The following is a 20,553-nucleotide window of genomic DNA, read 5'->3' as shown; positions in this document are numbered from 1 at the left end:
TTACGTAAAATAAGTTAATTGAAAACGATTTTTTATAATCTCTTGAATCTCAGAAATGGGTTGAAAAGCATTTTTAAGTTTTACTTTATCTAATTTTGATAACTCACTTAAATTCAAATACCTACCATTTGAACTATTTCGTAATCCTTCTTCGGTTCTAAACTTTAAAAGTTCTAAAAAAGCTTCTGCACAAGCTTCAAATATTGCCGCATTTTGAGGTTCTTTTTCGGCTAATTTCATAAAGCGATAAGCAGTATTGTCATTATGTCTAATTCCGCATTGAATAGCTAACAATCGTGCCGCATCAATTAATGGAACCAAACCTCTAGCTTTAATATCAAAAGTGTCTTTGTGTTCGCCATCATTTTCTACTAAAAATTGTCTAAAGAATCCTAGTGGTGCTGGATTTTTTAAAGCATCAGCTCCTAAATAAGCAAAGAATAAATCATTTTTCTCTGTTTCGCCAAAAACTACATTTGATATTTCATTTATTAAAGTTTCTTCACCATAAACAAAATCATAGTCAAAGAAAATAGTACACATTAAAATTCCTTTTTCTCCCGGAGTTTGTATCCATCCTTTAAATTGATTTTTCCAATCACTTAACGATTTACACCAAAGTGGATTACTAGCCATCATTTCTGCTGGGCAGTAATCGTAACCAATTTTATTTAGTTTTTTGGTTACTTTTTGAGCTAAATCTAAAAAGTATTTTTTTACTTCGTCATATCGATCATCTTCCACATCCTCAAAAACAATAGCATTGTCCTGATCAGTTAAAAGTAATTGTTCTTTTCGCCCTTGACTTCCAATATTAAACCATGCAAATTGGGCTGGAGGAGGAGTTCCAATTTTTTCAATAGATAAATCAATACATTTTTTTATAATGGCATTATTAATTTCTCCAGTTATAGAACAAATATGATTTATTGGAATGTTTTTATCTATAGAATTCTGAATTAAATCAGTTAGTTTTCGTCTAACAACAACTAAATCATCTGTTTTTTCGGCTCTTTTGGTTTCTTTTATTAATACTCCAGGATTATTAGCTTGTGCTACAACTACGTCGTGCTCCGAAATAATTCCAGTTAATTCCGATTGATTGCTTCCATCTCTTGTTACGCATAAATGACCTACATTATTCTTTAACATACTTATTTGTGCTTCAGCAATTGAAAGATTTTCAGGAACTGTAATAACGGGAGAAGACATTATTTTATGAATTGGAGTGTCTATTGAAAATAAACCAGTTGCAATTTTAGATCGTAAATCTTTATCGGTTACAATTCCTACAGGAAGTTTTTTTTCTTGAATAATAATACTACCAATTTTTCTAGAAGACATAGTTTGGGCAACAAATTTAACAATGTCGTGTGGTGAAGCCGTAACTGGATTTTTAGTATAATTTATAGGTTGAAAAAATTGAATTTCGTTAGAAGCATCATCATAAATTACATTCTCAGAAATTAATTTTCCTTTGTTGTTCTTATCAAGAGGATTTCTAGTATTTGATGCAAAACTCTGTAATAAAAAGTCTAATACATCAGTATTTTGCATTGCAATTGGTTTAAATGTTTCTATTGGAATTGCATAAACAACACTTTCTTCACGAGCTTTTGCAGTCATTAAATAATTATCTTTTGCAAAAAACGGTCGTAATCCTAAAATATCACCTTCATCACACTTGTCAATTAATATATCATCCGTGTCAGATGTTACAGATAATCCTATAGCACCATTTGCAACCACATAGAAATCACTATGTGTCTTATCATTAACGTTAAAAAGTATTTGATTTTTTTCTAAATAAATAACTGAACAATTTTTTGCGACATTAAGAATATCTTCATACTTCAATTCTTTAAACGGATGAAATTGCTTTAAAAAATCTGCAATACGTTCTGCAATAGGGTTTTTCATATATGAATAACTTTTAGTAAATATACAAGAAAAATGAATACAATAAAATTTTCTATTTTACATAATGTATATTATAATTCAAATATAAATATTACTGTAATTAAGACATAATTAAGTTTGAACACATTAGAAAAATAACTATTTTTGCGAACCCAATTAAAATAACACAGATGGAAAATAAAAATGCAATTAAATTAATTGAGAAAATTCAGAAGAATTTATTACAAGACAAATTTGATGTTTCTGAAATTGTTGAAGATTTAAAAAAAGTTAGAGAAATTTCTATGCAAGAAAATCTTCCTACAGTAACAAAATCTTTACGTTTGGCTTATGAGCATTTAGAAAACAATAAAGCATTTTTAATTTCAATTCCTGCAGATATTGAGGAAAACGAATCAGAAGAAGAAACTCAAGAAGAAATTTCAAGATTCTCAGAATCAAACGATATTGAAAGTTTAGAATACTATTTATCGTTATTAACAGACTTAAGTAAGAAAAATAATGTGCTTGACATTAAAGCTTACAACGAAGCTTTCTTAGCATTCTAATATTTTTCTATTTTACATAATATTATAAAAAAATCGGTCTATGGCCGATTTTTTTATCTATAATTTAACGTAATACTCCATTAGAAGTCTTTATTTTTACGCTCATAATAAAAATTAGAAATGCAAAAACATAAAAAATCTAAATTACGTTTATTACATCAGTATTATAAATATACTGGTTTCTATAGATTTATTTGGGAAAATACTAAAAAAGCTTTGTTACCTATTTTATTATTTATAGCAGTGTTGTTGTTTATAAATTATAGAGTAATGAGTATTAATGATATGTTACTTTATATTACAAATAATTTAAGTGACACCTTAATTTTTACAGTTTTTTTAATTTCAGAAAGTTTCTTAGGTTTATTGCCTCCAGATATATTTATTGCTTGGACCAAAAATTCTGAATCACCTCTACTCTATTTAACTTTCTTGGCATTTTTATCATTTTCAGGCGGAGTATTTTCATATTATTTTGGTAGAACCTTATTGTTAATACCTAAAATAAATAACTATTTAGAAGGAAGAATGACTAAGCATATTCAAAATATGCAAAAATGGGGAGGCTTACTTATTGCTGTAGGAGCTCTTTTACCATTACCTTTTGCTATGGCATGCTTGGCAGCCGGAATGATTAGATTTTCGGAGCGTTATTTCTTTTTATTTGCTTCATTACGATTCTTGCGTTTTGTTATTTATGGATATGCCATTTATTCTGCTTTATCATGATAAAAATTTTTAAAATTGTTGCCTTATTAGAAGGTGTATCTTTATTAGTATTATTTTCAAATATGTTGGTTACCAAAAATTTGAATTTAGAATTATATAAAACTTTATTATTTCCTATTGGAATTACACACGGAATTTTATTCTTATTATATATTGCTTTAGCTACTTTATTGAAATTTGAATTAAATTGGAATTTTAAAAAGTATTTTATCATTTGCATATCTTCAGTACTTCCATTTGGTACTTTTTATGTAGAAAAGAAATATTTAAAAGAAGTTTAGATGAAATTATTTAATTGGGCAGATAAATTACTTGTTGATTTAGGCGTAGGTGAAACGACTTCCGCTTATGTTAATTTATTGATTAATATTATCATTTTAGTTATTATTGCTTATATATTAGATTATATTTTTAAAAAAGTTTTAATTATAATTTTGGCAATTGTTGCTGCAAAAACAAAATCTACTTTCGATGATTTTTTAATAGCCAATAAAACAGCCAAATACATTGCCCATTTAATTCCATTACTATTTATTTATAAAACTGTCCCAGTAATCTTAACCGATTTTACTAAATGGGAAAGTTTCTTTGAGAAAGGAATTAAAATTTATATCATTTTACTTTCGCTTTGGATAATTCGAAGTGTTTTTAATGCTTTAAAAGATTACTTAAAGGAAAAACCAAGATTTAGCGATAAACCAATCGACAGTTATATTCAGGTAATTATGATTTTACTGTGGATGTTTGGTGTGTTTTCATTTATTTCTATATTATTTAACATAGAAAAAGTTACCTTTTTAACAGCTTTTGGTTCTATTTCAGCTATTATCATCTTAATATTTAGAGATACTATTTTAGGGTTTGTAGCCAGTATTTCTGTATCTGTTAATGATATGGTTCGAATTGGAGATTGGATCACTATGGAAAAATTTGGCGCAGACGGAGATGTTATTGAAATTAACTTAGCAACTGTAAAAGTTAGAAATTTCGATAACACAACTACCACCATTCCAACATATAGTTTAATCTCAGATAGTTTCAAGAATTGGAGAGGAATGTTAAATTCTGATGGTAGAAGAATTAAACGTCATATTCTTATAAAATCGAGTACTGTACGATTCATAAAAGACGAAGAATTAGATTATTTTAAATCAATTCAACATATTTCATCCTATATAGAACATAGACAAGCTGATATTAATAAATTCAACGAGAATAATAATATTGATAAATCGGTTATCGTTAATGGAAGAAACTTAACTAATCTGGGACTATTCAGAAAATGTATAAACCAATACATAGTATCACATCCTGGAATTAATAAAGATATGATGATAATGGTTCGTCATTTACAACCTACAGAAATGGGAATTCCATTAGAAATCTATTGTTTTTCTAAAGATAAAGTATGGGAAAACTACGAACACATTATGGCGGATATTTTTGATCATGTTATTGCTTCAGTACAATATTTCGATTTAGAAATTAACGAAATATCAACATTTGGTAAAAATAATTAACATTTTTAGGTTTTTTTTTGGTTTGAAACAATTTGTCTATTTTCGCTAAAAATTATAAAAACTATAAAATGAAACAATTACTTAAAGTTTTTTCATTAGTTGCTTTAACCACTTGTACTGTTAATGCACAAGAGTATACTGAGAATTCATCAGAAAATGGAAACTATAACAAATGGTCAATTGACGTTAACGCTGGATTAAGCAAACCAACTGCTCCATTTTCGGTTAATTACTATGCTTCTAACACAAACTTTATTCATGGAGATTTAGGTGTTAGATACATGTTTAACAATAAATTCGGTTTAAAATTAGATTTTGGTTTAGATTCTTTCAAAAATAAATCAGAATCAAATAGCTTTGATGGAAAATACTACCGTTCAAGTTTACAAGGAGTTGTAAATTTAGGTAGAGTTTTAAGTTTCGAAGATTGGACACAAAGATTAAACCTTCAAGCTCATTCTGGTTTAGGATTTTCATTTATGACAAATGATAATTTTGATGGAAATGACGATATGACAAATTTTATTTTAGGTTTAACTGCTTAATATAAAATTTCTAATCGCGTTGCCCTAAACGCAGATTTTTCAATGATTAACAATGTTAACCAACAATATACATTTGATGGTTATGAAGATCCTGCTGTAAAAGAAGATAGAGGTTTTAACAGTACGTTATATAACTTCTCATTAGGACTTTCTATTTATTTAGGTAAAAACAAAACTCATGCAGATTGGTATGTTGTTGATAAAGACGCTGAAAGATATGCTGCTTTAGAAAAAAGAGTTGCTGATCTTGAAGTTATGTTAAATGATACAGACCGTGATGGTGTGCCAGATTATTTAGATGTTGAACCAAACACTATGGCTGGTATTGATGTTGATACTAAAGGTAGAGGAATCGATTTAAATAAAAATGGAGTTCCAGATCAAATTGAAGATTATATCAACAAAATGAAAGGAAATAATGTTGCTGAAGGTACTTCTTTAGAAGAAATTATCAATGGTGGTTATGTAAATGTTTATTTCGATTTCAATTCAACACAACCTACAAATTCATCTTACGGAGCTATTAACTTTATTGTTAATTACTTAAAATCAAACAATGGAAAATCAGTTGATGTTGTAGGTTATGCTGATGAAATTGGTGATTCAGATTATAACAAAAATTTATCTGGTGCTCGTGCTGAAGCAGTTAAAGCTATAATTGTTAAAGCTGGTATTGACGCTAACAGAATGGTTATTAAACCACAAGGTGAAGATAACTCAGTTGATGTAAAATCTGAAGCTGCTAGAAAATTAGTTAGAAGAGTAACTTTCAAATTGAATTAATATATTAACAATTAATTCTTAATAACTTTTATAACCTCTGAGCAATCAGGGGTTATTTTTTTTCTAACTTTAAGTAAATCAAAATGCTACTGCTATGAAAACTAAAGATGAAGCAATTTTAGAAATTCGTGGTGAATCTATTGGAGATGTTTTTGAAACTTCTACGCTTGAAGAAAAATTCCAAAATCAAACTTTGCGTCCTATTTTAAAATTTCAAAACGATTTGTTTATTGAGGTTTTTAAAAATTATGCAACTAAACAAAAAGGAGTTTTTTTTAGTTTATCGCCAGAAAAGAAAATGCAGTATATCGAAAATTCAATTCAGCGCGATATAAAGTTCAGAAATTCTTTGAAAGGAATTATTATTGGAATGTTTACTATTTCAGAATACAAAGAATATATTCTAAATTCATCAAACTTAAATAAAAGAATGATGAATTTATTAATAGAACGCTTAAAAAGTCAAATACAACTTTTTGAAGAAATTTTTTAATACAAACTTTCTCCGTTAAGATCTGTTGTTAAGACAGCACTCATATAATCAAAGAATGGTCGCATCGCTGCAAAAGTAGCTAAAATCTCTTTTGGAAAATCTTTAGATAAAACTTCTTTATTTGTAAAACTTCTCATTACTAAATACTGTTTTTTCTTAATCAAATCAATATCCGGATGGGTTTTATCAAATCCTTTTGGAGCTGTTACTAACTCCTCTCCTTTTAATTCTCCAAAGAAATTTTTAAACACTTGAGAATTGATAATCTCTCTAAATTCAGAAGCATCAATTTCTAACTCTTTTCTAATTCTCAATAAATCCTCTTTATTTGGATCCCAAAATCCACCACCAATAAAACTGTTATTATTTTCTATGTGTAAATAATAACCTCCACGCAACATAGGTTTTGTTCTTCTATAATCGGCGCTAAAATGAGATTTATAAGGAGTTTTATCTTTAGAAAAACGAACATCGCGGTAAATTCTAAAAACATTTACTTTTTCGATGCTATCTACTTTTCCTAGTTCAAAACCAATTTCATTAAAAAACTCCTTTGCCTTTTTTTGTACATTTTCAAAAGTAGGTTTATTAATTGTAAACCAATCTTTATTATTGTTTTCTTTTAAATTCTTTAAAAAATCAAAAATATCCTGAGTTATCATTTTTATTTTAAAGTTACAAATTAAAATAATGCATTTAATAATAATTGTGCCGTTGCTTCATTAGTAGCAAGCGGTACGTTGTGCACGTCACAAATTCTAATCAACATATTAATATCGGGTTCGTGCGGATGGCTAGAACCTGGATCTTTGAAAAATAGAACCATTTTTGTTTTGCCTTCTGCTACTCTAGCTGCAATTTGTGCATCGCCACCAAGTGGACCAGAAAGTAATTTTTTAACTTTAATTCCTATTTTTTCTACTTTACCTCCAGTCGTTCCTGTTGCTATAATTTTGATATTTTCTTTAATTAACAAATGTTTATTTTTATTAATAAACTGAACCATTTCGGCTTTTTTTCCGTCGTGTGCAATAATTGCTAATTCAAATTTTTCCATAAAAATTAGTTATGTCTAAATATAAAAAATCCCGATTAAAAAATCGGGATTTAATTTACTTATTTGTTTAAAACGTGATATTCAATTAATCCGTCAATTGGTCTCCTTAAAACATTACCAATCTTTATTCCATGATTGCTTAAGATAATTTCTAGTTCATCTTTCAAATAAAATGCTATAGAGCCGATGAAATGAACCGGAACATCTTTGTAATTATCAAACTGTTTTATATAATTTTCAACAAAAGATTCCATTTCCTTTTTGATAATTGCTTGACAAAATTCTGAATCTTTATGTCTAATTAAAAACTTTGCAAAAGTTGCTAAGTAGGCATTTGGATTTGGTTCTTTATATAATTTATTTTTAACAAAATCAGCATCAACATTAAATTCAGTTTCAAATTCTTTTGCTAAATCTTCGGGCATTTTATTAAAAAAATAACCTCTTAATAAATGACGTCCAAAACGATTACCACTGGCATCATCCATAGCAATATAACCTAATGATTGTACTTTTTGATGCAAAACTTTTCCGTCAAAAAAGCTACAATTTGAACCAGTTCCTAGAATACAAACAATTGCTTCTGTATTTTTTGGAGTTGTTGCGTAAACTGCTGCATAAGTGTCTTCATTTACTGAAACCGTAGCATTTACAAAGTATTCTTTAAAGATATTTGTTAAAAAATCTTTCATTCTATCAGTGCCACAACCAGCACCATAAAAGAATAAATTGTTTGCTTTATTTTTATTATGAGAAATATCAAACTTATCGTTTAATCTTTTTATTACTTCATCTTTAGTTAAAACCTCAGGATTTAAACCTAGTGACTGAGTAGTAAATAAAACTTTACCTTCATCGTTTATGGCAATCCAATCTGCTTTAGTTGATCCGCTATCTACAAGTAATTTCATTTTACTTAGGGTTAGTTATAAAAAATCCTCAAATAACTAATAAAATTATTTGAGGATACTTGTCTAATTAATTAACTGAAGCAATGTGAACTGCTAAATCAATTAATTTACTTGAATAACCATATTCGTTATCATACCAAGAAACTAATTTGAAGAAAGTTGAACTTAAACCAATTCCAGCTTTAGCATCTACGATAGAAGTTCTTGAATCTCCAACGAAATCTTGAGAAACAACTAAATCTTCAGTATATCCTAAAACACCATTCATTGAAGTTTCAGAAGCTTGTTTTAAAACTGCCATGATTTCATCATAAGTAGTTTCTTTTTCTAATCTTACTGTTAAATCTACTACAGAAACGTCAACAGTTGGTACACGCATTGACATACCTGTTAATTTTCCATTTAATTCTGGAATAACTTGTCCTACAGCTTTTGCTGCACCTGTAGAAGATGGAATAATGTTTACAGAAGCTGCACGACCACCTCTCCAGTCTTTTCTTGAAGGACCATCGGCAACCATTTGAGTTGATGTACTAGCGTGAACTGTTGTCATTAAACCTTCAATAATTCCGAAGTTATCGTGAACTACTTTTGCTAAAGGAGCTAAACAGTTTGTTGTACAAGAAGCATTAGAAACAATTACATCTTCTGCAGTTACTTTATCATGGTTAACTCCCATTACAAACATTGGAGCATCAGCAGATGGAGCCGAAATAATTACTTTTTTTGCACCACCAGCAATGTGAGCTTTTGCTGTTTCTTTAGTTGTAAAGAAACCTGTACATTCAGCAACGATATCAACATCTACAGTTGCATCATCCCATTTAATTTGTGCTGGATCTCTTTCTGCAGTTACACGGATAAATTTATCATTTACATATAATTTACCTTCTTTAACTTCAACTTTTCCGTTGAATCTTCCGTGTACTGAATCGTATTTTAATAAATATGCTAAATGTTCTACATCTAATAAATCGTTAATAGCTACAACTTCTACATTATCTCTATTCATTGATTCTCTAAAAACAATACGGCCAATTCTACCAAAACCGTTTATACCTAATTTTACTTTTGACATATTTCTCTCTTTTAGTTTGTTTATTTATAAATTAAATTGTCATTATATCTGATACTCGTAATAATTCTTTATCAATTTCTGAACTGCCTTTTATCGCTTGTTCAAGTGGTGTTAAACATACTTTATCATTTAACAAGCCAACCATATAGTTTGTTTTTCCTTCTAAAATAGACTCAACTGCTTTTACTCCTAATCTAGATGCTAAAACTCTGTCAAAACATGAAGGAGAACCACCACGTTGCATGTGTCCTAATACTGAAACACGAACGTCATATTCTGGCATATTTTCTTCTACATATTCTTTTAATTCGAATACATTTTTACCAATTTTATCACCTTCTGCAACTACTACAATACTTGAAGATTTACCTGATTCTTTACTTCTTTTTAAAGAATCTAATAAACGTTCTAAACCTAAATCTTCTTCAGGAATTAAAATTTCTTCCGCACCTGCACCTATCCCTGTATTCAGAGCAATGTGACCAGCATCTCGTCCCATTACTTCTACAAAGAATAAACGATTGTGTGAACTTGCAGTATCTCTAATTTTATCGATTGCCTCAACAACTGTATTTAAAGCGGTATCATAACCTAGTGTATGACTTGTTCCATATATATCGTTATCAATAGTTCCTGGGATTCCCATAACAGGGATACCAAATTCTTTATTAAAAATTTCAGCACCAGTAAAAGAACCATCTCCACCAATTACAACTAAAGCCTGAACTCCTTGATTTTTTAAATTTTCATAAGCTTGTTTTCTGCCTTCAACAGTCATAAATTCTTTAGAGCGAGCAGATTTTAATACCGTTCCACCTTTATTAATAATATCTTTTACAGAACGAGGTCCCATCTCTTTGAAATCATTTTCAATCATACCTTGATAACCTCTATAAACACCTATACATTCCACATTATGATATGCACAAGTTCTTACTACTGAGCGTATTGCAGCATTCATTCCTGGAGCATCACCTCCAGATGTCAAAACCGCAATTTTTGATATTTTATTAGTCATATTTTTATTTATTATTGTAAATTTAGTAAAGGAATTTGAGAAAATCATAAGATTCTCTTTTAAAATAAATTATTAATGAAATTCAAACGATTTCGTTGATAACTTTCTAAAAAATGAGTGAAAATTACTCTATTTCAGGAATTCTTTGTTGTTCGTTTTCGTTTAAGTCAGACGATTTTTTGTGTTTACGATCGTTTATAAAGTTGATGTATTCTGGTGAGAATTCTGAATCGGGTAAATCGTCGGAATTTGAACTATTATCGGTTTGTTGTTTCTTTTTAGGAAAAATATTCTGGATAAACTCTTTTAAATTGTCGAAATCTACGGAGTAAGTAATACCTAAACCTTGTGTGTAGCCAATGCCTTCTCCTATGTAATTGATATCATTTTCTCGATTAAAAACATGAGCTTTCAATGTACCATCATCATTTAAATGCAGTTGAATTTCTACATTACCCACTAAAACCGATTCGGTAACTCCACCCACTGGAACTCCAACTTTTCCGTTTATAGAAATTTTGTCACTTATCTTTGTTTGAAGTGTGACACCTACTCTATCAGAAATTTGATTTAGACGATCTCCTTGACTGTAATCGACACCTAATTGTAGTTTACTATCCTCATCTGAAAATAAATCGCTAAACAGGGAACTTGCTCTTTCAAATAATGGACCGTAAGCTGCATTTCCTGCCGTTTCAGCTGTCATAAATGAACCAGTAGACAATAATGCTAAAGCTTGTGTTTGACGTGTATCTTTATCTTGTAGTCGATAATCTATTTCGCTTCTTAATACTGAACTTACATTTGGAAAATCGATATTAAAATCAGGTTCAGGATTACTTAAACTTCCATTAATTAAGATTGAAACATTAGTATCTACTTTTCTATTAAAAGACGCACTTTCTAATAATACTGCTGGATTTGCTTGAGTATTATAAACTGCTTCTAAATTTAAAATAGCGTTCATTGGTTCCCCTTCCCAACGGATAGTTCCACCACTTTTTACAGTGAATTTTTTATCGATAAGTCCACCGTATCTAAACTTATATTCACCATCAACTACGATAAAGTCACCATACATTAAGAATTTACCTAATGTATTAATTTCCATCTTCATCGATCCATAACCACGACCTTTCATGGAATGCCCAGAGTTTCTATCAAGAATTACTTCAATTTCAGCATCTGTATCAATATCAAAATCAAAATCTAGCTCTAAACCTTGATATTTATTTTTAGAAGTTACGATTCCTTTAATTTCATTAAAATGTTCTTGTTCTGAAATAAAATTTATAAAAGAATTATCCCCAATTTCTTCTCCGTCACTTACAGGAATTTTAATAGAAGTTCCTTTTTCTGATTCTCCTACAACATTAATTACCAAGGCATCTGTTGGACCTTTCACTGTAGCAAAACCGTTCATAAAAGCAGTACCATAATAATAAACGTCTTCACCGTCATTAGTATCTAGTGCTAATAGATTATCTGATTTTACTTCGAGATCAATTTCCCAATCATCAAAAACTTCATGTTTTACACTACCGTGTAATACACCATTTGTATTGTATTTAGAATCTGTTATTCTAATATTTCTGAATAAGAATTGATGCTCTGTTACATCTACAATTGCGTTTTCTTCAAAATTATAATCGGTATTTAAATATGGAATTTTTAATCCTGAATCATTTAAATACAACCTACCATCAACTTCTGGTTCAGTGATTAACCCTCTAATAGTTGCTCTTCCTGTTGCATTTCCTCTAACATTTGAAACAATACTACTTAATAATGGTCCGAATGGTGCCAGTTGAAATTCATCGAAACCAGCTTCCATTTTTAAATGAGTTTGTTTATTGATATAATCAAGTGTTCCGTCTAAATAAAATTTCTCTTCATCGTCTTGAGTAAGTGCTGCATCAACATCAAATTGATTAAATGCTTCGTTTCCTTCAATATTAAAAGTTAAATCTCCAAGAGGATATTTATTAATTTGGAAACTCTCAATCTTAATATTTGACTCCGGTTTATAAACATTTTTGTTTTGTTTTAGTGTAGCAAAACCGTTTAATTTACCGTTAAACTCTAAACTATCTATAGCTGGAACAATTTTTTCTAAATCGACATCGTGAAAAGCTAAATTTAAATCTTTATAAGTAGAATCTATCATTTTACCAAAGAAACTCATTCTTTGATTGTTGTGAGACAAACTTAGTTTTTCGAAATTGAAACTTTTTAAGTCTTTTGTAAAAACAACTTTATTATCGTTTGTTTCGTTTTCATTAATGAACCAAAGATATTCTCTTAGTTTTAATTCTGATTTTTTAAAACCAACAACAGACTTTTTATCTTCGTTAATTGTATGATATAAGTTTAAAGCGTATTGATCTTGATTTTTATTTCCGCCATTAAATTCTGTATGTACAAAAAGTGTATCGTTTAGTGTAACGTTAATTAAATTAAAATCAGAAATTTTATACCTTTTTGTTCGAATAGAATCCATTAAAATATAAGTGTTGTATAATGGATTTTTATTATCGATTTCGATATTGATATTGTCGAATTTATTTCCGTAAGCTAAAATATTCGGCGAAGTGAAATCAAATGTAAATTTACCATCATCGGCACTAATTTTTCCTTTTATTTTAGTGTTTTCAGAAATTGAAACTTCTGGAACAAAAACTTCTATAATCTTATTATAAATCGTAAAATCGAAATCTAAAAATTGACCTTTTTCAAGTTTATTTGGTGAATAATTTGCATATAAACTACCAACAGCATTTTCAACAATCTTTTTAACTTCTTTGATTTTGTATTTTCCTACTACTTTACCTTCAATAATATCTGGAGAATTTACCGTTATGGTTCGTATTTTATTTTCATCAAATTCTGATTGTAGATTGAAATCGTTAAAGAAAAATTGCTTGCTGCTGTTTTGGTACGAAACATTATTCAAATTTACAATTCCAGCTAAATCATCAAATGAATTTCCTTTTGCTTTTAAACTTATATTTCCTTTAAAAATTGATATGCTATCGTTTTTATTAAAATTTAAAAGATTTAAATCGGCATAATCTATGTGAGAAGTAAAATCGTATTGTTGAACTTTTGAACTTAAATCTAGAAGTCCTTTAAAATCCATTCTTAAATTAGGATCATTACTATTAAAATAACCTTTAAAATAAGGCATCTTCATAGCACCATCAATATCAATATTTGTATAATTATAACCGTTAAAATATAATTGGTCTATATGACCTTCTACTAAAGTATTTAAATACTTTTGAGTAAATCCTTTACCATTAACCAAAACATTTGCAGTTACATTTTTAAATGAAGAATCATTTAATAAAACTCCAATGTTAAAGCTATTTAAATCTAAGGTTCCTTTATAACTCGCATTATCAATATTACCAAAATCTTGAATCGATAAATCAGCTATTACCGAACCAATATTTGAATTTAAATCAACATTAGAATTTATGTAATTATCTGTAAGCTCAATTAGACCTGAAACATTTACTTCCCCTAGTTTAGCCAAAGAACTTGGTAAATTATCGCCAAGAATTCTTGGTAATATTTTGCCTAAATTTTGATAATTTGAATGTATTTTGTCAAAATCACCATTTATGTAGAAAGATTCACCTTTTTTAAATAAGTTTTTAAAATTAACATCACCAATTATTTCCGAATTATAAGAATCAGTTAAATGTAAATTATGTGTAATAAAATTGTTTAATGTTCCTTTAAGTTCTGTTTCTAATTTGAATTTATTATTCTTTCCAAATTCGTCATAAAAGTAATTTAGATCATTAGATGCAATGACACTTTCTTTAATATCTGCTTGCCATCTAACTTTATCATTAAAATTTGCAAAATCTTCTCTTTTATACAATAGCTCAACTCTACCTTTAACGTGAGATTCTTTTGAATGAACATCTAAATTTTCTAAAAGAATATTTCTTTTAGTATAAGTAAAATCTGCTGCTAAATTTTCAACAACTAAGCCTCGATGATCTTTAAAAGATAGTTTTTCAATATTTGTAGTTACATCGGGACCTTTAATGAAAAAATCGTTTAATTTTCCATTAAGTTGAGTAAAATCCAACAGTTTAGGATTTTCTAAATTCTCATCAATATATCTAAAACGACTGTTGTAAACGTCATAAGTTGTAACACTCATTCTAAATTTTCCAGATGAAGGTGTTCCATCATCGAAAGCTGCAACAAATTTATCTAGGTTAGTTTCATCTTCATTTTTATATTGAACAATTCGAGCATCTAATCCATGTAAACCTACATCTCCCAAATATGGATGACCATTATCGTATAGTTTTTTAAAATTTAAAATGGAAGTATTAAGACGTTTTATATAAAACAAAGTGTCTTTATGATGATCTCTAACTAAAACATCTCCAAGTTTAACAGTTAAGAATGGAGAAATTGCTACTCTACCAATTCTAATATCAGTTCCAAATTCCTCATTCAAGCTATTTGTAGCTACTTTTCCTAATTGAGTTTGAACAAAAGGTAATGACAATAAAACCCCCATGAAGAGCAAAAACAATAGCAGAAAAATAATGCTGCGAAGTAATATTTTCTTTATTTTTTTGATAGCGGTAATATTTTGTAAATTTGCTCTTTTAATTGGATCTTGTATTAATTAACAAAAATAAGGATTTTTGTAAGATTATTACAATTGTAATCACGCAATTTTCGTGCCTAAAATGAATAATTTAAACAAAGTTTATACACTTGCAATAGAAAGTTCATGCGATGATACTTCTGCTGCTGTTTTATGTAACGACAAAGTGTTGTCTAATATTGTTGCTCGTCAGGCTGTACATGAAGAATATGGTGGTGTTGTTCCTGAACTTGCTTCTAGAGCACACCAACAAAATATTGTACCTGTAATTGATGTAGCGTTAAAAAAAGCAGGTATTAATAAAACCGATTTAAATTGTATCGCTTTTACACAAGGTCCAGGTTTAATGGGATCATTGTTAGTTGGCGGTTCTTTTGCTAAATCTTTAAGTTTAGCTTTAGATATTCCGTTAGTTGCTGTCAATCATATGAAAGCACATATTTTAGCACATTTTATTCACGAAGAAGGTTTTGATAAGCCAACTTTTCCTTTCTTAGCTTTAACTATTTCCGGCGGACATACTCAAATCGTTAAAGTGAATAGTTTTTTTGATTTAGAAATTATTGGAGAAACTACTGATGATGCTGTTGGAGAGGCATTCGATAAATCGGCTAAAATTTTAGGTTTGCCTTATCCTGGAGGTCCATTAATTGACAAATTTGCTCAAGAAGGAAATCCCAAAGCTTTTCCTTTTACTAAGCCAAAAGTCAATGGTTTAGATTTTAGTTTTAGTGGTTTAAAAACTCAAATTTTGTACTTTATCCAAAAAAATGTTGCTCAAAATCCAAACTTTATCGAAGAAAATAAAGCCGATATTTGTGCTTCTATTCAGCATACTATCATTACTATTTTAATGGATAAATTAAAAATTGCAGTTCAAGAAACTGGAATTAATCAAATTGCAATTGGTGGCGGTGTTTCTGCAAATTCAGGAATTCGCAAAACATTGAAAGAAGCAGAATCAAAATATGGTTGGAAAACCTATATTCCAAAATTTGAATACACAACAGATAATGCAGCTATGATTGGAATAGTAGGTTATTATAACTTTTTAGAAAATAATTTTAGCGATTCTAAAGTGGTTTCAAAAGCAAGAATTGAGTTTTAAATATTAATTATTTGTAGTTTATCTTTCATAATTTCAAACTACTAAATTCGTAATTTTCAGATGCAATTATTTTATAATGCCGATATAAAAAACACTGATTCTTTTTTCTCTTTCGATAAAGAAGAAAGCAAACATATAGTTAAAGTTTTACGTAAACAAGAAAACGATAAAATATTTATTACAAATGGATTAGGTTTTTTATTTATTTCGGAAATCACTATTGCTTCCGAGAAAAAATGTGAAGTAAAAATCACTGAAATTCAAGAATTTGAAAAGCCAAATTACAACCTTCACATTGCGGTTGCTCCAACAAAAATGAACGACCGATTTGAATGGTTTTTAGAGAAAGCAACCGAAATTGGCATTCAAGAAATCACGCCAATTATTTGCGAACATTCTGAACGTAAAGTTTATAAAATAGATAGAGCAGAAAAAATTATTCAATCTGCTATGAAACAATCTAATCAGTTCTTTTTACCCAAAATAAATGAACCCATTAGCTTTAAAGATTTTATAAAAAAAACAGATTGTGAAAATAAATATATTGCTCATTGTGTCGAAACAGAAAGAAAGCAATTAAAAAAAAGCATTACGCCTAACCAAAATTACGTAATTTTGATTGGACCCGAAGGTGATTTTTCTGAAAAAGAAATTCAATTAGCAATTTCGAGCAATTATCATCCTGTTTTGCTTGGAAATACACGTTTAAGAACTGAAACTGCTGCTTTAGTTGCTTGTCATACAGTAGCTTTAATTAATGAGTAAATGAAAACAATACTTTATTTCTTTTTATTAGCATCTTCTATTTGCTTGGCTCAAGAAGTAGCTTTGTTGAAATATTCTGGAGGTGGCGATTGGTATGCAAATCCTACATCTCTGCCTAATTTAATTCAATTTTGTAATCAGAATATAAAAACTACTCTAAATTCAAAACCAGCTACTGTTTCTGCAGAAAGTTCCGATATTTTTTCTTACCCATTTATACACATGACTGGTCATGGAAATGTGGTGTTTGCTCCAAATGAAATTATTAACTTAAGAAATTATCTTTTAGCAGGTGGTTTTTTACATATTGATGATAATTATGGAATGGATGAATATATTAGACGTGAGATAAAAAAATATTTCCTAATAACGAATTAGTTGAAGTTCCGGTAAATCATCTAATATTTCAAGGTCCGTATAAATTTACAAGTGGATTACCAAAAATTCACGAACACGACAAGAAAAGACCACAAGCTTTTGGTATTTTTATAGAAAATCGATTAGTGCTACTTTATACTTTCGAATGCGATTTAGGAGATGGTTGGGAAGATTATGAAGTGCATAATGATCCTGTAGAAATACGATTAAAAGCTTTACAAATGGGAGCAAATATTATTAATTATGTTTTTAATAATTAATTATTGGAACAGTTAAATCATTATAATACAGCTTTTCAAGAGAAAAAATTTCCCATAATAGTAATTTGTGATGAAATTTATTTCCAACAAAATATTGGTAGTATTTTTAGAATTTGCGATGCCTTTGGTGTCGAAAAAATCATTTTTACAGGTGAAAATTTCGTTTTTTCTGAAAGAAAAATAAACAAAACTTCAAGAAACACCCACAAACAAGTCGATTATGAAATATTTCTTGATAAGCAAGAAGTAATTCATCAATTAACCGAGACTGATTGTAATATTATCGCTATCGAAATAACTTCGTCTAGTAAACCTTTGCAAGATATTAAGATTGATTTAAATAATAAACCTTTAGTAATAATCATAGGAAGTGAAATTTATGGTGTTTCAAATGAATTTCTAAACATTACATCAGCATCTTATCATATTACCATGTTTGGTAAAAACAGTAGTATGAATGTTGTACAAAGTTTGAGTATTGCTTTGTATGAAATCACTAAAAAAAATATTTAAATTTTGTATTTTTGAGAATGACTTCAAAAGAACTTTCAAAAGGATTATTAAGAACCATTTTCATTTTAGCAATTATTTGCTTAAGTGGCTATCTTATTTTTAAATTATCATCGATTTTAGTTTATGTAATTATTTCAATTTTGTTTACGTTGCTTGCAAATCCTATTGTAAACTTTTTGAAAACAAAATTAAAATTTAAAAATACTTTAGCAGTTGTTACAACAATTTCGCTCTTTTTACTTTTAATAATTGGCATTTTATTTTTATTTGTTCCTTTACTTGTTTCTCAAGGTCAAAATTTATCATTATTAGATATTGATAAAATGGAGAGTAATTATAATGAAGTTATTAACTCTATAACGACTTATCTTGAATCACATGGAATTAATGCATCTGGTGCATTAGAAACTAATAAATTATTATCTAGTATTAATTTAGATTTTATACCAAATATTTTTAATTCAATTGTAACTATCGTTGGAAACATAGGAATTGGTTTAGCTTCAGTATTATTCATTTCTTTTTTCTTTCTTAAAGAACGTGAGCAATTTTCAAACAGATTTGATTATGTATTACCTTCAAAGCAAAAAGATAAAATTTTAACGGCTTTGAGTTCAATATCAAACTTATTAACGCGTTATTTTGGAGGTTTAATGTTGCAGTTATTTATAATTTTAGTTCTTTATCTAATTGTTTTTTTAATTTTTGGAGTAGAGAATGCTTTTATTATTGCATTATTATGCGCCATTTTAAACATCATTCCTTACTTAGGACCTTTATTGGGAATGATTGTAGCATCGAGTTTAATTTTATTAAGTGGAATTGGTGATGATTTTACGAATGATGTTTTACCAACACTTACTTATGTTTTAATTGGAATGGGAATTGTACAGTTAATAGATAACAATTTTAGTCAACCTATTATTTTTTCAAAAAGTACAAAATCACATCCTTTAGAAATTTTCTTAGTAATCTTAGCTTCGGGAACTTTATTTGGAGTTACCGGAATGATAATTGCTGTTCCTGCTTATACTGCAATTAAAGTAATTGCAAAGGAATTTTTTCCAAACAACAAAGTAGTTAAAGCTTTAACGAGAGAATTATAATGCCGCAGAACAATTTTCTAAATCCTGAAATTCAAGATTTTATTACCAATAATTTAAACGCAGATGTTAAAAATTTAGCGCTTAAAAAAAATCCATTTCCTAATGTTGATTACAGTAAATTATTGGAACAAATTCTTTCTAAACAAAAAGCTAAAACGAAACTTCCTACATGGTTTTCTTCAGAAAATATTATTTACCCAAGTAAAATTTCTGTTGAGCAAACTTCTTCTGAAAAAACCGCAGAATACAAAGCATCTTTATTTGAAGGTGAATCTATAATTGATTTAACGGGTGGATTTGGAATTGATGATTATTACTTTTCTAAAAGATTTCAAACAGTAGTACATTGTGAAATTAATTCAGAATTATCTGAAATTGTAAAGCATAATTTTGAAGCTTTAAAGGTTAAAAATATTAATTGTATTAACGGAAATAGTACTGAAATTTTAGAAGAATTAAATACAAAATTTGACTTAATTTATTTAGATCCTTCAAGACGAAATGAAGCTAAAGGTAAAGTTTTTATGTTGCAAGATTGCGAACCAAATTTACCCGAACTTTTGCCTTTTTATTTAAAATATTCTAATAGAATTTTGGTAAAAACAGCTCCTATTTTAGATATTCAAGCAGGTTTATCTGAATTAAATTTTGTAAAAAATATTTACATCATTGCTTTAGAAAATGAAGTCAAAGAAATTTTGTGGGAAATCGAAAAAGATTTCGTAGATGATATCAATATTGTTGCAGTAAATCTTGAAAAAGATGAAGTGTTTGAAACTAAAATTCCGCTAAATGATAACTCTAAAAGTTCCTATTCATTACCAAATGATTATTTATATGAACCGAATGCAGCGTTAATGAAATCAGGGAAATTTGATAGTGTTGGTTCTGTTTTTAATGTAAAAAAACTGCATCAGCATTCACATCTTTATACTTCAACTGAACTTGTAAATTTTCAAGGTAGAAAGTTTAAGATAAATACATGTTTTAATTTTGATAAAGAAAACAGTAAGAAGTATTTACAAAAGCAAAAAATGAATGTGACTACCAGAAACTTTCCTTTAAAACCAGATGATATAAAAAAGAAATTTAAAATTACTGATGGTGGAACAATTTTTGCTTTTTTTACAACAAATATTGAAAACCAAAAAATAGTGTTACTTTGTGAAAAAATTTAAT

The 20,553-nt window shown here is 28.5% G+C and carries 19 protein-coding genes and 1 pseudogene; 13 read left to right on the top strand and 7 right to left on the bottom strand.

Annotation, left to right across the window (positions count from 1 at the left end; all coding sequences use genetic code 11):
* Positions 1-1,920, bottom strand: a complete 1,920-nt coding sequence (locus tag GCU34_RS04090) for a DUF294 nucleotidyltransferase-like domain-containing protein (RefSeq protein WP_072783853.1) — start codon at positions 1,918-1,920, stop codon at positions 1-3.
* 170 nt (positions 1,921-2,090) lie between these two features.
* Here GCU34_RS04090 and GCU34_RS04085 point away from each other — a divergent pair, with 170 nt between their 5' ends.
* The 7 genes from GCU34_RS04085 to GCU34_RS04060 all read left to right on the top strand — a co-directional run bounded on the left by GCU34_RS04085 (position 2,091) and on the right by GCU34_RS04060 (position 6,538).
* A complete protein-coding gene (locus GCU34_RS04085; protein ID WP_072783855.1) occupies positions 2,091-2,468 on the top strand; it encodes a hypothetical protein in 378 nt (125 codons plus the stop codon).
* A 120-nt stretch (positions 2,469-2,588) separates the two neighbouring features.
* Complete coding sequence (locus GCU34_RS04080) at positions 2,589-3,197, top strand: YqaA family protein (RefSeq protein ID WP_072783857.1); 609 nt, start codon at positions 2,589-2,591, stop codon at positions 3,195-3,197.
* The gene (locus GCU34_RS04075; protein WP_072783859.1) at positions 3,194-3,478 is read left to right on the top strand and encodes a DUF3817 domain-containing protein; all 285 of its coding nucleotides are present in this window, start codon (positions 3,194-3,196) and stop codon (positions 3,476-3,478) included. The genes GCU34_RS04080 and GCU34_RS04075 overlap by 4 nt, the downstream gene beginning before the upstream one ends.
* Entirely contained in the window at positions 3,479-4,717 is a 1,239-nt protein-coding gene (locus GCU34_RS04070; protein WP_072783861.1) for a mechanosensitive ion channel family protein, read from the top strand.
* A 68-nt stretch (positions 4,718-4,785) separates the two neighbouring features.
* Positions 4,786-5,262, top strand: coding sequence for a hypothetical protein (locus GCU34_RS13820; RefSeq protein WP_227658730.1), 477 nt, complete (start codon positions 4,786-4,788; stop codon positions 5,260-5,262).
* 42 nt (positions 5,263-5,304) lie between these two features.
* On the top strand, positions 5,305-6,045 hold the full coding sequence (locus GCU34_RS13815; RefSeq protein ID WP_227658729.1) for an OmpA family protein: 741 nt from the start codon (positions 5,305-5,307) through the stop codon (positions 6,043-6,045).
* Positions 6,046-6,139: 94 nt separating this feature from the next.
* Positions 6,140-6,538 (top strand): glyoxalase, encoded by a 399-nt coding sequence (locus GCU34_RS04060; RefSeq protein WP_072783863.1) that lies wholly within the window; start codon positions 6,140-6,142, stop codon positions 6,536-6,538.
* Here GCU34_RS04060 and GCU34_RS04055 read toward each other — a convergent pair.
* The 6 genes from GCU34_RS04055 to GCU34_RS04030 form a co-directional block, all read right to left on the bottom strand.
* Positions 6,535-7,206 (bottom strand): DUF2461 domain-containing protein, encoded by a 672-nt coding sequence (locus tag GCU34_RS04055; protein WP_084656919.1) that lies wholly within the window; start codon positions 7,204-7,206, stop codon positions 6,535-6,537. The two genes, GCU34_RS04060 and GCU34_RS04055, sit on opposite strands and share 4 nt — an antisense overlap.
* Positions 7,207-7,220: 14 nt before the next feature.
* Complete coding sequence (locus GCU34_RS04050; protein ID WP_072783866.1) at positions 7,221-7,595, bottom strand: methylglyoxal synthase; 375 nt, start codon at positions 7,593-7,595, stop codon at positions 7,221-7,223.
* 59 nt (positions 7,596-7,654) lie between these two features.
* Complete coding sequence (locus GCU34_RS04045) at positions 7,655-8,506, bottom strand: BadF/BadG/BcrA/BcrD ATPase family protein (RefSeq protein WP_072783868.1); 852 nt, start codon at positions 8,504-8,506, stop codon at positions 7,655-7,657.
* Between the two features lie 67 nt (positions 8,507-8,573).
* Positions 8,574-9,584: a type I glyceraldehyde-3-phosphate dehydrogenase gene (gap, locus tag GCU34_RS04040; RefSeq protein WP_072783870.1), complete on the bottom strand. Its 1,011-nt coding sequence runs from the start codon at positions 9,582-9,584 to the stop codon at positions 8,574-8,576.
* Positions 9,585-9,615: 31 nt separating this feature from the next.
* Complete coding sequence (pfkA, locus tag GCU34_RS04035) at positions 9,616-10,602, bottom strand: 6-phosphofructokinase (protein ID WP_072783872.1); 987 nt, start codon at positions 10,600-10,602, stop codon at positions 9,616-9,618.
* 124 nt (positions 10,603-10,726) lie between these two features.
* On the bottom strand, positions 10,727-15,139 hold the full coding sequence (locus tag GCU34_RS04030; RefSeq protein ID WP_227658728.1) for a translocation/assembly module TamB domain-containing protein: 4,413 nt from the start codon (positions 15,137-15,139) through the stop codon (positions 10,727-10,729).
* Between the two features lie 187 nt (positions 15,140-15,326).
* Between GCU34_RS04030 and tsaD the strand changes: the two genes are divergently transcribed.
* The 6 genes and pseudogenes from tsaD (at position 15,327) to GCU34_RS04000 (ending at position 20,552) form a co-directional block, all read left to right on the top strand.
* On the top strand, positions 15,327-16,352 hold the full coding sequence (gene tsaD / locus GCU34_RS04025) for a tRNA (adenosine(37)-N6)-threonylcarbamoyltransferase complex transferase subunit TsaD (RefSeq protein WP_072783876.1): 1,026 nt from the start codon (positions 15,327-15,329) through the stop codon (positions 16,350-16,352).
* A gap of 60 nt (positions 16,353-16,412) precedes the next feature.
* Complete coding sequence (locus GCU34_RS04020; protein WP_072783878.1) at positions 16,413-17,117, top strand: 16S rRNA (uracil(1498)-N(3))-methyltransferase; 705 nt, start codon at positions 16,413-16,415, stop codon at positions 17,115-17,117.
* Positions 17,118-17,755 (top strand): annotated as a pseudogene (locus tag GCU34_RS04015) (DUF4159 domain-containing protein).
* A 3-nt stretch (positions 17,756-17,758) separates the two neighbouring features.
* A complete protein-coding gene (locus GCU34_RS04010; RefSeq protein ID WP_072783882.1) occupies positions 17,759-18,268 on the top strand; it encodes a TrmH family RNA methyltransferase in 510 nt (169 codons plus the stop codon).
* A gap of 17 nt (positions 18,269-18,285) precedes the next feature.
* Entirely contained in the window at positions 18,286-19,374 is a 1,089-nt protein-coding gene (locus tag GCU34_RS04005) for an AI-2E family transporter (protein WP_072783884.1), read from the top strand.
* A complete protein-coding gene (locus tag GCU34_RS04000; protein ID WP_072783885.1) occupies positions 19,374-20,552 on the top strand; it encodes a class I SAM-dependent methyltransferase in 1,179 nt (392 codons plus the stop codon). The genes GCU34_RS04005 and GCU34_RS04000 overlap by 1 nt, the downstream gene beginning before the upstream one ends.
* Position 20,553: the final 1 nt, after the last annotated feature.

The sequence above is a fragment of the Flavobacterium haoranii genome, from assembly GCF_009363055.1.
Classification (GTDB): domain Bacteria; phylum Bacteroidota; class Bacteroidia; order Flavobacteriales; family Flavobacteriaceae; genus Flavobacterium; species Flavobacterium haoranii.
Note: the sequence above shows the minus strand (reverse complement) of the source record. Positions and strands in the feature narration are given on the sequence as shown.

Excerpts from the sequence above, each read along its gene's own strand:
- GCU34_RS04090 (WP_072783853.1), bottom strand. The coding sequence starts at position 1,920 with ATGAAAAACCCTATTGCAGAACGTATTGCAGATTTTTTAAAGCAATTT.
- GCU34_RS04085 (WP_072783855.1), top strand. The coding sequence starts at position 2,091 with ATGGAAAATAAAAATGCAATTAAATTAATTGAGAAAATTCAGAAGAAT.
- GCU34_RS04080 (WP_072783857.1), top strand. The coding sequence starts at position 2,589 with ATGCAAAAACATAAAAAATCTAAATTACGTTTATTACATCAGTATTAT.
- GCU34_RS04075 (WP_072783859.1), top strand. The coding sequence starts at position 3,194 with ATGATAAAAATTTTTAAAATTGTTGCCTTATTAGAAGGTGTATCTTTA.
- GCU34_RS04070 (WP_072783861.1), top strand. The coding sequence starts at position 3,479 with ATGAAATTATTTAATTGGGCAGATAAATTACTTGTTGATTTAGGCGTA.
- GCU34_RS13820 (WP_227658730.1), top strand. The coding sequence starts at position 4,786 with ATGAAACAATTACTTAAAGTTTTTTCATTAGTTGCTTTAACCACTTGT.
- GCU34_RS13815 (WP_227658729.1), top strand. The coding sequence starts at position 5,305 with ATGATTAACAATGTTAACCAACAATATACATTTGATGGTTATGAAGAT.
- GCU34_RS04060 (WP_072783863.1), top strand. The coding sequence starts at position 6,140 with ATGAAAACTAAAGATGAAGCAATTTTAGAAATTCGTGGTGAATCTATT.
- GCU34_RS04050 (WP_072783866.1), bottom strand. The coding sequence starts at position 7,595 with ATGGAAAAATTTGAATTAGCAATTATTGCACACGACGGAAAAAAAGCC.
- GCU34_RS04045 (WP_072783868.1), bottom strand. The coding sequence starts at position 8,506 with ATGAAATTACTTGTAGATAGCGGATCAACTAAAGCAGATTGGATTGCC.
- gap (WP_072783870.1), bottom strand. The coding sequence starts at position 9,584 with ATGTCAAAAGTAAAATTAGGTATAAACGGTTTTGGTAGAATTGGCCGT.
- pfkA (WP_072783872.1), bottom strand. The coding sequence starts at position 10,602 with ATGACTAATAAAATATCAAAAATTGCGGTTTTGACATCTGGAGGTGAT.
- tsaD (WP_072783876.1), top strand. The coding sequence starts at position 15,327 with ATGAATAATTTAAACAAAGTTTATACACTTGCAATAGAAAGTTCATGC.
- GCU34_RS04020 (WP_072783878.1), top strand. The coding sequence starts at position 16,413 with ATGCAATTATTTTATAATGCCGATATAAAAAACACTGATTCTTTTTTC.
- GCU34_RS04005 (WP_072783884.1), top strand. The coding sequence starts at position 18,286 with ATGACTTCAAAAGAACTTTCAAAAGGATTATTAAGAACCATTTTCATT.
- GCU34_RS04000 (WP_072783885.1), top strand. The coding sequence starts at position 19,374 with ATGCCGCAGAACAATTTTCTAAATCCTGAAATTCAAGATTTTATTACC.